The following is a 13,039-nucleotide window of genomic DNA, read 5'->3' on the forward strand; positions in this document are numbered from 1 at the left end:
TTCATTTTATTGATTGATTATTGAATTAATGATAATGACAGATTCATTGACCTGCTGAATGGATTGCAGATATTTCAACTGAATATTGGTAGAAGTCTGCAAAGCAAAAAGATATTCCACATATGATATTTCCCCTGTTTTATATCCCAACTGCCCTGCTTTTGTAATCTTCTCAGCATTTGGAATAGCCTGATTGACATAGTAATCATACTGTTTTATATTTTGCTGATATTGGTTCAAAGCATTTTCAAGCTGTGCTTCCAATTGTTTTTGCTGAAACTTCGCATTGGACTCCGCCATTTGCTTTTGATAATCCAGTGAACGAATTCTCGCCTTGGTTGCACCAAAAGTTAATGGAATAGAAACTCCAATTGTTGCAGAATGAAATCTGTTTCCACCGTTAAAATATTGATCCATTCCATTTACAGTCTGAAAACCAATCAGTGACTGATTTGTATAACCTATTGTGAAATCCGGTAAACCTAGGGACTTTTCAACCTTTTTGTTTTTCTCAGCAATCTCCATATCCTGATAAAAAGCCCTTACCGTAGGATGTCTTGCAACAACAGTACTGTCCAGAACATAATCCGCTTTCAGAGGATGATAATTCTCATCATATAATATGGTAAAATCCTCAGAAGTATTTAAAAGTGCCTTTAGGTTTTTGTAAGCATTAATCAAATACACCCAATTTTGTTTGAGTAACAGATTAATTTCTCCTTTCTGCGTTTCAGCGGTATTAATTTCAATTTTTTTAACATCTCCCGCTTTAAACCTAACTGTTGCAATTCTAATAAAATCGGTATATAAGCTGTCCAGGTTTTGAAGTTTTGTCTGATTGTACTGCAAGTACTCAATCTGATAATAATATGTTCTAACCTGTTTAGCGAGTTCATTTGCAGACACCTCTTTACTTATTTGTTTACCTTTCACCTGCTCGTTAATAAGGTCTTTTTTGGCTTTAAATAAGCTGGGAAATGGAATTGTCTGAGAAATGGAAAACATTTGATCAAACTTTTTCGAGTTATACTGTCCCAATTGCATATCTGCATTCATTTTAGGAAGTTCTTTGGCGGTAGGCAATAATGCTTCCGTGGCCTTAATATCCAGATCTTTTGACTTCATCAGGTTATTGTTGGTTAGCGCCATCTTGGTAGCCTCCTCAAGACTCAACGGATTACCCTGCTGTGCTTTAAAAGTCTGACCTAAAAATAAGAATCCTAATATCACAAGTGTTGCAACTGATTTATTACCTATTTTCTTTATGTTGATTTTTGTATTAAAAATAATATAAAGCATAGGCAATACAAATAATGTCAGGAATGTAGCTGTTACCAAACCTCCAATAACAACTGTTGCCAGTGGTTTCTGAACTTCTGCTCCTGCTCCCGTAGAAATTGCCATTGGCAAAAATCCTAATGAAGCCACCGTCGCTGTCATCAAAACGGGTCTCAACCTCGTTTTGGTACCTACCAATACGCGCTTTAGAATATCGGTTTCGCCTTCTTTTTCCAGTTGGTTGAAAGTGCCTATCAAAACAATTCCGTTCAAAACCGCAACTCCAAATAAAGCAATAAATCCAATTCCTGCACTGATACTGAATGGCATATCTCTTAATATTAAAGCGAAAACACCACCAATAGCACTCATTGGAATGGCTGTAAAAATTAGCGCAGCCTGTTTAAAAGAGTGAAATGTAAAATATAAAAGCATAAAGATCAGTAGCAACGACACAGGAACAGCAATCATCAACCTTGCGCTCGCCGCCTTTAGATTTTCAAACTGACCACCATAGGTGAAATAATATCCCGACGGAAGTTTAACCTGTTGATCCAGCTTTTTCTGAATATCTTCCACAACGCTTTCAACATCTCTGCCTTTGACATTGAAACCGATAACAATTCTTCTTTTTCCTGCCTCACGACTGATTTGTGCGGGACCTAATTTATAACTGACATTTGCCACCTGTGAAAGAGGAACCTGCACTCCGGAATTGGTGGAGATCATCAGGTTATTTACATCATCGATATTAGTTCTGTTCAGACTGTCTAAACGGACAACAAGATCGAATCTTCTTTCATTTTCGAAAACCTGTCCTGCTGCCTGTCCCGCAAATGCAGTACTTACAGCACTGTTGACATCCTGAATATTCAGTCCATAATTGGCCATTCTTGTTCTGTCGTATTCTACATTAATCTGCGGCAGTCCACTAACACGTTCTATTTGTGGGGAAGTTGCTCCCTGAACCGATTGAATAACTTTTGCTGTTTTATCTGCATAAATTGCCAATGAATCTAAATTCTCACCAAATATCTTCACCGCAACGTCCTGTCTGATACCGGTCATTAGTTCATTAAAACGCATTTGGATTGGCTGGTTTTTTTCAAAGAAAACTCCTGGAATGGTCTCCAGTTTTTCAGAAATTTCGTCGGCTAATTGTTCATAAGATTTCTTGGTTTTCCACTCATCCTGTGGTTTTAGTACGACAATCATATCCGTGGCTTCCGGCGGCATAGGATCAGTAGGGACTTCTGCAGCTCCTGTTTTTCCGACAACCATTTTTACCTCATCGAATTGCTTGATAATTCTTGAAGCCTGCATAGAAGTTTCTATACTTTGACTTAAAGAACTTCCTTGTGGTAAAATACAGTGAAAAGCAAAATCTCCTTCTTGTAACTGAGGAATAAATTCTCCTCCCATTCTACCAAAAATCAAAACTGCAATGGCAAATATGGCAATTGTCACTCCTACAAGCCAATATTTAATTTTCAGGGCTTTTTCCAGAAGTGGCTGATAGATTTTTTGGAGTCTGTTCATCATCTTATCTGAGAAAGTCTCTTTATGAGATGGCTTTTTTGACAAGATTAAGGCGCTCATCATAGGAATATAAGTCAGTGACAAAATAAAAGCTCCTAGAATTGCAAATCCTACTGTCTTAGCCATTGGTGTGAACATTTTACCTTCAACACCCACTAAAGTTAGAATCGGAATATAAACGATTAAAATAATGATCTCTCCGAATGCAGCACTGCTTCTAATCTTTGACGCAGAAAGGAAAACCTCTTCATCCATTTCATTTTGAGTCATTACCTTCATACTTTTTCTCATTCCAAGATGATGAAGGGTGGCTTCGACAATAATCACTGCACCATCTACAATCAAACCAAAATCAATAGCTCCTAAACTCATCAGGTTGGCGCTTACCCCAAAAACATTCATCATTCCTAAAGCAAATAGCAATGAAAGGGGAATTGCTGAAGCTACAATCAAACCAGCTCTTAAATTTCCAAGGAAAATAACCAAGACAAAGATTACGATCAATGCTCCTTCAATCAGGTTTTTTTCTACAGTACTGATTGCTCTTCCTACCAGATCTGTTCTGTCCAAAAATGGCTCAATCACAACATCTGCCGGAAGCGATTTCTGAATGGTAGGAATTTTTTCTTTAACTCTTTGAACGACTTCATTACTATTGGCGCCTTTCAGCATCATAATTACACCTCCCACTGCATCTACTTCGCCATTATAAGTCAAAGCTCCATAACGGACTGCGTGGCCTAAGCCAACATTGGCTACATCTTTAATGAAAATCGGAACACTACCCGTTTCATTTTTGACAGCTATATTTTTTACATCTTCAATCGAAGTAACGATTCCGATTCCACGAATAAAATAGGCATTCGGCTTTTTATCAATATAAGCACCTCCGGTGTTTTGATTGTTTTTCTCTAAAGCAGTAAATATATCTGTAATACTTACTCCCATTGCTTTTAGACGGTTTGGATTTACTGCAACTTCATACTGTTTCAACTCTCCTCCAAAGCTGTTAATTTCCGCAACACCAGGAGTTCCGTTAAGCTGTCTGCGGACAATCCAGTCCTGCATTGTTCTTAGCTCCTTACTGCTGTATTTTTTCTCACTGCCTTTTTTAGGGTGAAGAATATATTGATAGACTTCGCCCAAACCTGTACTTACAGGAGCCATTTCAGGTGTTCCCACACCTTTCGGAATTTCTTCGGCAGCTCTTTTTAATTGTTCGCTGATTAACTGACGGGCAAAATAAACGTCTACATCTTCTTTGAAAACAACGGTAATAACTGATAGCCCAAACCTTGAAATACTTCTTGTTTCTTCAATATTTGGGACATTGGCAATACTTTGCTCGATTGGAAAAGTAACGAGTTGCTCCACTTCCTGTCCTGCAAGCGTCGGGCAAACTGTAATAATCTGTACCTGATTGTTGGTGATGTCCGGTACGGCATCAATAGGTAATTTTGTGGCGCTCCAAGCACCCCAAATGACTAACATCAAAGTCATCAAGCCTATGATGATTTTATTTTTGATGCTAAATCTTATGATATTATCTAACATTGGATTTAAATTTTATTGAATGTCGAGCTCATTTCATCAAAAAAAAAGGATGAATTATGAACGACAAAGATGAGCGGAAACACGATGCAATGATATTGCAAAGTTTCCACGACAAAATGATGAAAGACACACGTCTTACATTAAATCAATAAAAATTAAATTTTAGGGGGTTGCCAAATCTGGTCATACACCAAATGAGCAAAATCATTTTTTTGAAAATGAATTTTTTTTGAGAAATATTCGGTTACCTTTTGTGATAAAGGCATTAAAGGCTCTATTTTAGAAGATGCTACTGTTATCTGACAACAGTTACAGGTACATAATGGAGAACAAATATCTCCTTTGTCTTTAGAATGAGAATCTTCAGAATTGCTAATAGTACTGTAAGAATCTTTAGAATTATTTGGAGACTGCGCATGGATATCACTACAAGGCACTACGGCAAGCACCATGAAATAAATAATTAAAAAGAACTTAACTAATCTCACTTTACAAATATAAATATATTTTTCAAAGTTTAACTAAATATTCTAAAAACTTTTAAAATAAAAATTCTTGAAAAACAAAAACTTATTATTAATAAACTTTTTAAATTTCGCAACTATTAACAAACGACAATCAAATGTAGATTTTTCATCTGTTTTATTTTTGACTAATGATACTGTGAAGCTGTCTGTCTACTATATCAACAAACTAAAATGAATGGTGAAACTTTGATAAGATCTGCCATTTCATTTTTTTATCGATATTTTTATTCCAACTCATCTTTTTCTTCTAAAACTGCAAAACACAAAGTTCTGATTGGTATTAAAAGGTGTTCTGTGGTCTACGGTAAAGCATTCTATTTTATTTAAATGTTCCTTAAAGCGACTTTCCAATGAACTTTCAGAATACTGTTTGATTTCAATACCACTACATTTTATCGGACCTTGTTCTGAAAAGCTCCCGATTACCAAAATTCCTGTTGGTTTAATGTTCTGTTTAACCGTATCGATGTAGCTTTCAATTTCATTATCCTCTGTCAAAAAATGAAAAGCAGCCCTGTCGTGCCAAAAATCATATTGTTCTGTGGGTTTAAATGTACCGGCATCTTCAACTATCCATTTTACACGGTTTGACTTTTCGCCAAGTCGTTGCTTAGCTTTACTAAGTGCTGTCTCTGATATGTCTAAAACTGTAATGTCCTGATAACCCAAGTCAAGCAAGTGATCAACAAAAAAACTATCTCCTCCGCCAATATCAATTATTTTGGCCGTTTTTGATACATTGAATTCTTTAATAAATGCTAATGACGTTTCGGGTGTAGGCTGATACCAGCTTACTTCTTCCAAAGCTTTGGTATTGTATATTTTTTTCCCAATGATTTTTTCTATCAGATAATGACATATCTCTTTAATTTTTTGTACTATTCAAATTTAACTCATTTTTTTTTTACTATATCTCACGTTTAACCACAAACTTACCTTTACCAATAGTATCAAGACGGGAACTTCTACCAACGGTCCAATAACTCCCACAAATGCTTGTGGGGAATGGATACCGAAAATAGATATTGCTACTGCTATAGCCAATTCAAAATTGTTTCCTGTGGCTGTAAATGCGATGGATGCGTTTTTGTCGTAAGGAACTTTTAAGGCTTTATTGATAAAGAAACTAACGAAAAACATTAGTATAAAATAGATAATTAGTGGTATGGCTACTTTTATTACATCCATTGGTAACTCTAATATTTTATCGCCTTTCAAGCTGAACATTAAAACAATAGTAAACAGTAAAGCATATAATGTAATGGGCGATATTTTGGGTACAAATTTCCTGTTATACCATTCTATCCCTTTTGATTTTACTAATGCATAACGGCTTATAAAACCTGCTAAGAATGGAATGCCTAAATATATCAATACGCTTGTTGTAACATCTTTCATTGATACACTTACATTGAAATTTGTCAATCCTAATTTACTCGGTAACACGTTGATGAATAGCCAAACTAAAAAATTGTAACTTATTATCTGAAAGATACTGTTTAATGCAACTAACATAGCTGTATATTCTCTGTTTGCTTTAGCTAAATCGGTCCATACGATTACCATTGCTATACATCTTGCCAAACCTATCAGTATTAACCCTGTCATATAATCGGGTTCATTGCGTAAAAACAAAACGGCTAATCCGAACATCAATAAAGTACCAATGACCCAATTCAGCAATAATGACAGACCGATTACTTTTTTATCCTTAAATGCTTGGGGCAATAATGAATAATCAACCTTTGCCAATGGTGGGTACATCATTAATATTAAACCTATAGCCAATGGAATATTTGTAGTTCCAATGGATAAAGTATTTGTAATTTTTGATATTCCCGGAAAGAAATGTCCTAAACCTATACCTATTGCCATTGCAAGGAATATCCATAAGGTTAGGTAACGGTCAAGAAATTTTAGTTTTGGCTGCATTGTGTGTCTAATTTGTAAGTTCTCTATATTGGTTTGATGTCAATAATTTTTCTAATTCTGTAATATCTTTGATTTCAATTTTTATCAGCCAACCGTTTCCAAAAGATTCTGAATTGATTAGTGTTGGCTCTTCTAATAAGAGTTGGTTCGTTTCAATGATTTTACCCGATACTGGCATAAATAAATCACTGACCGTTTTAACCGCTTCAACAGAACCGAATACTTCGTCCTGCTGAAAACTATATCCAATGTTTGGTAAATTTGCATATACGATTTCGCCCAATTCACTTTGTGCAAATTCTGTGATACCTATTGTACCTGTGTTGTCCTGTATGCTTATCCACGTATGTTCTTTTGAATATTTTAAATCATTTGGAAATTCCATTTTTTAGATTTTTTAGATTAATAGCCACGTCTTAGATTCTCTGCGTACTCGTTTGGAAGAGGGCTGTCTTCCACAGCCTTTGCAGCTTTTTCAAAGTCATAGTCGAAACGGATAAATTCTACACTGATGCTTTCTTTGTTCAAAACAGAACTGTTTTCATTAATTGTCAACATCGCATAACCACCTCTTATATCGTTGTCTTTTGGCTTACCAACGGAACCGATATTCACTGCGTGGCGGAAATGATTTTCACCATCAACACCCGAATTTAAAACTCTGTGATAGGGCTTGTGCGTATGTCCGAAACACATAATGTCGGCATCGGCTTGTTCCATAATACGAAGCATACTTTTTTCCTCACGGTCTTCGAAGAGATATTCGTTAATTTTTCTCGGACTCCCGTGTACCAAAAGCAGATTTAGCTTGTCTTCGTTCAATTGAAATTCTACTTTGATATGGGCTGGAAGTGTACGCAGGTAAGCACGTTCCTCATCTTTCATCAAAGAATTGGTAAAAGAAATGGAAATATTGCCGTTGTCCTTCTCAGCGTCTGTTTTGTAGGCGCAACCGCATTCATTACTCATTCTCCCAATGCCAAAATCATAATTTCCTGCAATGGTTGGTATTTTCCTTTTACGGATTTCGTTTACAACTTCATTTGCCCAAATATTATAACCTACCAAATCGCCTAAGCAATAAATACTGTCGGGGTTTCTTTTTTCTACATCTTCAAAGAATGCTTCTAAGGCAGGTAGATTGGCGTGAATGTCGCTGAATAATGCAATTTTCATTTTTATTGATTTTTATGTTTTGAATTTTGTTTTACTTATTAAGATATTAACAACAACCACCTCCTGGCGTACAAGCGTTTGAATTGTTTACAGATAATTCAGTCAAATTTTTCTTTTGTTTCTCTGAAGGAATGCCACAAGCATCCTGAGCCAAACACGCAGTCGTTTTATTTTTTAGTACAAATGTTTTCCCGTTAAACTCCAAATCGTACTTGCCAATTGTTCCGCTTTGATATTCTACTTCTATCTCAGCATCTTCCATTCCCAATTTTTCTTCAGATAACTTGATGATGTTTAATAGTTTGGTCGGCTTTAATCTATGCTCGTAATCATCTGCATTCCATAATTGAAAGTTGACCACTTTTTCATTTCTGATTGTTCCACCACAATCGATGAAATTCTTTGTAATTACACCCACTTCTGTAACGTGAAAGTGTTCTGGTACAAATATTCCGTTCTCTAATTGAAATTCAACATTATCTAATGTTGGTAAGATTTCTTTGATGTCTGATAGTTTCATAAATCTTCTATTTTATTATGATATTTTTCTATACTTTGGAATTCTATTTTTTATATACAAATTTAATCGATACATAATATTGCAATATAACGATATTAAGGAATGTAAAAAAATGCCTTTAACAGCATTGATTTACTTTTACTTCCTGTTCAAAGAATTGATTGAAATACTCTTGTATCTCTTTCCATTTCTTTTCTTCTATACAATAACAAACTGATTTTCCATCTATTGTACCCTGTATAATACCCATATATTTCAACTCTTTTAAATGCTGCGAGATTGTCGCTTGCGCCAAACCTAATTTATCCACCAAATCATTGCAAATGCAGGATTTTTGATTGATAATATATTGAAGTATAGCTACCCTTGCAGGATGTCCAAAAACTTTAAACAAAGAAGCTAATTTATTTTGTTCATCTGAAAACATATCTGATTTTGTAAGCCCCATACTTAATTATTTAATATCGCAATATTACGATATTAAATTTGAAATACAAAAAGATTTAATAGCTTTTTACAAATTATATTTAAAAAAGGTATCAGGATATAACTTCTATTTTTTATAAAATTATATTTTGAACTTGTTACCATCTTTGAGACAAAATCATACACATTATTAATAATTTTCTAAAATTTTTTCTTTACAACTTTTAAAGACAATCTTCTCGCATAAATCCAGTGATAAATGAATGTGAAGCTCTCATTCCTTTTGTTTCTAATTATTAGACACTAAGAAGGATGCTATATCTCTCACAACTTTACTTATAAATACAGGATATCTCTGGAAAAAAATGTTTTTCTTTCTGATCATTAAGCTGGATTTCTTTTTCAATAAAAAATACTCCGCTAACCTCACACAACTCCCTACAGGAAAAATATTAGGATGTTTTTTGCTAAATTCAAATCTTACGATCTCTCTTGGAAATCGAAAGATATATAAATAAAAAATATATGAAGATTATTAACAAAAGATGACTAGCAGCTTTTTTAGGATGTCGAACTTAAGTTTTGTCTTCTTCAAGACATTTTTGAAATCTTAACAGACAAATTTCAATATCTTTTTAAAAAAACTGTATCATTACTTTACAAGGCATATCAACTTCGAATATAGATCCTCTATACAACTATCTTTGTCTGATAATTTAATTATCTCAGAAATCTTTTTACATTCTTTTGTCAAGATATTTTTGTTTAAGTAACATCATGTCCTCACTAACTTTGCTATCTAATATCTTCGCATAATGCTGCGTAGTTTTAATACTTTTATGACCTAGCATTTTACTTACACTTTCAATAGAGACCCCGTTAGATAAAGTAACGGTTGTTGCAAAAGTGTGGCGTGCAATATGGTAAGTTAATTCCTTATTGATACCGCACAGATCTGCAATTTCTTTCAAATAGGCATTCATCTTTTGATTACTAAGAATAGGCAGAAGTTTTCCACTATTAAGGCAAGCCGGATGATTTTTGTATTTTTTAATAATTTTCTCTGTTTGAGAAAGTATGGGAATATTAGAAGTAGTTTTAGTTTTCTGACGTTTGGTATAAATCCATTGAGAGCCATCAAGACCTAAATTGATATTTTGATATGTTAGTTTTTGGGTATCAATGTACGCCAGTCCGGTGAAACAGCTGAACAGAAAAATATCTCTAACCAAAGACAATCTCTCATTTGTAAAATCTTTGGTAAAAAGCACTTCAATTTCCTGTTCATTAAGAAACATTCTCGTCACTTCATTAAACTTAGAATGATAGTTCATAAAAGGGTCTCGCTCTATCCATCCATTCGCAAGACAAATACGAACAATCTTACCAAAATTCTTAATATACTTAACAGCAGAATTATTGTTGCAGGATCTCTCGGTTCTTAAAAAAAATTCAAAATCATTTAGAAAAGCATAATCAATCTTTTTAATTTCAATGTCGGTAATACTATATTTCCATTTCAAGAAATCTTTTGTATGTTTGAGACATGTTTTATAACGTGTCAATGTTCCTTGTGCAAATTCTTTTTCAATCAGTTTCTCCATTCGATCATTATGATCCTGAAAAATAGGAATGAGCATTCTGGTCAATTTACCTTTACCAACTAACTTATTTTTAAGAGTCTCACAAGTTACTGTTTCCTTATCTCTGATTAATTCGTGATAGGCATCATAAACTTTCTGCTCAAAAGTTTTCAAATAAAAATTAAGTGATCTAAATTCTTCAGAAGAGCCACTAACCTTCTGCATTGCAGAATTCCATTTTGAAGCCTTTACTGTACGTTTTGTGCTTATCTCGAATATCTTGCCATCAATTGTAATTCGTAAGTAAATAGGAGACTCTCCTAAAGAATTGATTTTAGCTTTTTTTACATAGAAAAGTAAATTGAATGTCTTGTTCATTTCGTAAAGGGTTTGAGATTTAAAATTAATCTTAGCAAAAACTTATCACAAGATATTCAGTTCCTGAACTAGCTACTGAACAGGGTTTGTTGAATTTTCAGTGACCTTTTTAAACCTATTTTAACAGGTCACTGAATAGGTCACTTTCAAATTGTGCTTTTTTAACTTTCTTTGAATAGACATAAAACGAAAAAAGCTTTAAAACATATGTTTTAAAGCTTTTTGCACTACTTTGATATTGTAGTTGCGATCCGGACGGGACTCGAACCCGCGACCTCCGCCGTGACAGGGCGGCATTCTAACCAGCTGAACTACCGGATCAATTTTTTGAAAAGTAATTGATAAACTTTTTGCGATCCGGACGGGACTCGAACCCGCGACCTCCGCCGTGACAGGGCGGCATTCTAACCAGCTGAACTACCGGATCTACTCTAAACGCTATTGCGATTATTGTGGTTGCAAAAATACAACAATAATCTACATCTGCAAATTTTTTTTATAAAAAAACGCCTTCCAAAAAGGAAGACGTTCATTTTCAATATTGTTTTTTTCTTACAAGTAAGAATTCAGTTTTTCCGCAATTACTTCTTTTGGAGCTACACCAACAATTTTATCTACAACTTCTCCGTTTTTGAATATCAGAACTGTAGGTATATTTCTGATCCCATAATCTACGGAAACCTGTTGGTTATTATCTACATCCACTTTTCCTACCAAAGCTTTCCCTTCAAAATCTGCTGCTACTTCTTCGATAATCGGCCCCAACATTCTGCATGGTCCGCACCAAGCTGCCCAAAAATCTACCAATACCGGCTTATCTGACTTTAAAACTGTTTCCTGAAAGGATTGATCTGTAATTTCTACTGCCATGATTTCTTTTTCTTTATTGTTTATTACACAAAATTACAAAAATTAATTTTTGTTTCTTCTGTTGATTATCTATGTAAACTATCAGCTTTTTCTATAACAAATTGCTGGCCTATTTCTTCTAACGCATTAACAAATGCATCGATATCAGACTTTTGGGTAAAATGACTGAACGATACTCGGACTGGGGTGGAATTGTCCAAATCCTCTTCCGATAAAACAGACATCAAAACCATAGAAGGTTTTGAAGCTCCTGAACTACAGGCACTTCCCTGAGAAATAGCAATTCCTTTCATATCCAATTGTAATCCGATTAAAGGGTTTTTATATGGAAGCAAAAGGTTTAAAACCGTGTACAAACTACTGTCTTCAGCACTTCTACCATTAAATTTTATACCTGCAATTTTTTCTTTTAATTGCTGAATCGTATAATTCTTGATATCCTGAATATGATTTTTATAATCTTCCATTTTCTCTTGAGCAATCTCCCAAGCTTTTCCTAATCCTGCGATTCCCGTTACGTTTTCCGTTCCGGCTCTCAGGCTTCTTTCCTGCGGCCCGCCTGTTATAATGCCTTTCAAACCCGAAGATTTTCTAACGAATGCAAAACCCGCACCCTTTGGTCCATGGAATTTGTGTGCACTGCAGGATGCAAAATCAACCGGAATTTTAGAGAAATCTAAATCCAGATGCGCCATTGTCTGAACGGTGTCCGAATGGAAAAGTGTATTGTTTTCTTTGCAAAGATGAGCCACTTTTTCAATATCAAGAAGATTCCCGATTTCATTGTTGGCATGCATTAATGTTACTAGAGTTTTTTTATCTGATGATTTCAGTGCTTCTTGTAATTTAACCAAATCTAAATCGCCGTTAGAATCTGGTCTTAGGTAAACCAATTCTACACCTTTCAATTTCTTCATTTCGAGGCAGGTTTCGGCTACACATTTGTGTTCCAAGGCCGAAGTGATGATTCTTTCTACACCAAGATAATTGACCGCAGATTTGATAATCATATTGTTAGATTCCGTTCCACAAGATGTGAAAACGATTTCGCCCGGAGTTACTCTCAAAGAATCTGCAATCTTTCGCCTCACTTCTTCCAAAATGGTCTTGGCTTCCTGTCCCAGACTGTGCGTGGATGACGGATTGCCATAATTGAATCTTAAAACATTCACCATACAGTCTATCACCTCATCATCCAGAGGCGTAGTTGCTGCATTATCAAGATAAATTCTTTCCATTTTTAATTAGATTTGAGC

The 13,039-nt window shown here is 34.8% G+C and carries 11 protein-coding genes and 2 tRNA genes; all 13 read right to left on the reverse strand.

The genetic code is table 11. The features are described from left to right. Nucleotides 1–6: 6 nt before the first annotated feature. The 13 genes from BUA97_RS04310 to BUA97_RS04370 all read right to left on the reverse strand — a co-directional run bounded on the left by BUA97_RS04310 (nucleotide 7) and on the right by BUA97_RS04370 (nucleotide 13,021). Nucleotides 7–4,371 (reverse strand): CusA/CzcA family heavy metal efflux RND transporter, encoded by a 4,365-nt coding sequence (locus tag BUA97_RS04310; RefSeq protein ID WP_072996607.1) that lies wholly within the window; start codon nucleotides 4,369–4,371, stop codon nucleotides 7–9. 155 nt (nucleotides 4,372–4,526) lie between these two features. After that, nucleotides 4,527–4,859, reverse strand: coding sequence for a DUF6660 family protein (locus tag BUA97_RS04315; RefSeq protein WP_228409064.1), 333 nt, complete (start codon nucleotides 4,857–4,859; stop codon nucleotides 4,527–4,529). A 273-nt stretch (nucleotides 4,860–5,132) separates the two neighbouring features. Continuing rightward, entirely contained in the window at nucleotides 5,133–5,702 is a 570-nt protein-coding gene (locus BUA97_RS04320; protein ID WP_425551480.1) for a class I SAM-dependent methyltransferase, read from the reverse strand. A gap of 84 nt (nucleotides 5,703–5,786) precedes the next feature. Further along, nucleotides 5,787–6,830 carry an ACR3 family arsenite efflux transporter gene (gene arsB / locus BUA97_RS04325; RefSeq protein WP_072996609.1) on the reverse strand — a complete coding sequence of 348 codons (1,044 nt, stop codon included), beginning with the start codon at nucleotides 6,828–6,830 and terminating at the stop codon, nucleotides 5,787–5,789. A gap of 7 nt (nucleotides 6,831–6,837) precedes the next feature. Then, nucleotides 6,838–7,215: a glycine cleavage system protein GcvH gene (gene gcvH, locus BUA97_RS04330; protein WP_002981112.1), complete on the reverse strand. Its 378-nt coding sequence runs from the start codon at nucleotides 7,213–7,215 to the stop codon at nucleotides 6,838–6,840. A gap of 17 nt (nucleotides 7,216–7,232) precedes the next feature. Beyond that, nucleotides 7,233–8,006 carry a metallophosphoesterase family protein gene (locus BUA97_RS04335; RefSeq protein ID WP_072996610.1) on the reverse strand — a complete coding sequence of 258 codons (774 nt, stop codon included), beginning with the start codon at nucleotides 8,004–8,006 and terminating at the stop codon, nucleotides 7,233–7,235. A gap of 46 nt (nucleotides 8,007–8,052) precedes the next feature. Then, complete coding sequence (locus BUA97_RS04340) at nucleotides 8,053–8,526, reverse strand: DUF6428 family protein (protein WP_002981233.1); 474 nt, start codon at nucleotides 8,524–8,526, stop codon at nucleotides 8,053–8,055. A 118-nt stretch (nucleotides 8,527–8,644) separates the two neighbouring features. Continuing rightward, nucleotides 8,645–8,974 (reverse strand): ArsR/SmtB family transcription factor, encoded by a 330-nt coding sequence (locus BUA97_RS04345; protein ID WP_002981234.1) that lies wholly within the window; start codon nucleotides 8,972–8,974, stop codon nucleotides 8,645–8,647. A 715-nt stretch (nucleotides 8,975–9,689) separates the two neighbouring features. Continuing rightward, entirely contained in the window at nucleotides 9,690–10,913 is a 1,224-nt protein-coding gene (locus tag BUA97_RS04350; protein WP_072996611.1) for a site-specific integrase, read from the reverse strand. 247 nt (nucleotides 10,914–11,160) lie between these two features. Beyond that, nucleotides 11,161–11,234, reverse strand: a tRNA-Asp gene (locus BUA97_RS04355). Nucleotides 11,235–11,266: 32 nt separating this feature from the next. Further along, nucleotides 11,267–11,340 (reverse strand) — tRNA-Asp (locus tag BUA97_RS04360). A gap of 125 nt (nucleotides 11,341–11,465) precedes the next feature. Beyond that, a complete protein-coding gene (gene trxA, locus BUA97_RS04365) occupies nucleotides 11,466–11,783 on the reverse strand; it encodes a thioredoxin (RefSeq protein WP_072996612.1) in 318 nt (105 codons plus the stop codon). Between the two features lie 65 nt (nucleotides 11,784–11,848). Beyond that, nucleotides 11,849–13,021, reverse strand: a complete 1,173-nt coding sequence (locus BUA97_RS04370) for a cysteine desulfurase family protein (protein WP_072996613.1) — start codon at nucleotides 13,019–13,021, stop codon at nucleotides 11,849–11,851. Between the last annotated feature and the right edge of the window lie 18 nt (nucleotides 13,022–13,039).

Source organism: Epilithonimonas mollis, assembly GCF_900142325.1.
In the GTDB taxonomy this organism is placed as follows: Bacteria; Bacteroidota; Bacteroidia; order Flavobacteriales; family Weeksellaceae; genus Epilithonimonas; species Epilithonimonas mollis.

What these genes read in the sequence shown, in the direction of transcription:
- BUA97_RS04310 (WP_072996607.1), bottom strand. Translation starts at nt 4,371, where the DNA reads ATGTTAGATAATATCATAAGATTTAGCATCAAAAATAAAATCATCATA.
- arsB (WP_072996609.1), bottom strand. Translation starts at nt 6,830, where the DNA reads ATGCAGCCAAAACTAAAATTTCTTGACCGTTACCTAACCTTATGGATA.
- gcvH (WP_002981112.1), bottom strand. Translation starts at nt 7,215, where the DNA reads ATGGAATTTCCAAATGATTTAAAATATTCAAAAGAACATACGTGGATA.
- BUA97_RS04335 (WP_072996610.1), bottom strand. Translation starts at nt 8,006, where the DNA reads ATGAAAATTGCATTATTCAGCGACATTCACGCCAATCTACCTGCCTTA.
- BUA97_RS04340 (WP_002981233.1), bottom strand. Translation starts at nt 8,526, where the DNA reads ATGAAACTATCAGACATCAAAGAAATCTTACCAACATTAGATAATGTT.
- BUA97_RS04345 (WP_002981234.1), bottom strand. Translation starts at nt 8,974, where the DNA reads ATGGGGCTTACAAAATCAGATATGTTTTCAGATGAACAAAATAAATTA.
- BUA97_RS04350 (WP_072996611.1), bottom strand. Translation starts at nt 10,913, where the DNA reads ATGAACAAGACATTCAATTTACTTTTCTATGTAAAAAAAGCTAAAATC.
- trxA (WP_072996612.1), bottom strand. Translation starts at nt 11,783, where the DNA reads ATGGCAGTAGAAATTACAGATCAATCCTTTCAGGAAACAGTTTTAAAG.
- BUA97_RS04370 (WP_072996613.1), bottom strand. Translation starts at nt 13,021, where the DNA reads ATGGAAAGAATTTATCTTGATAATGCAGCAACTACGCCTCTGGATGAT.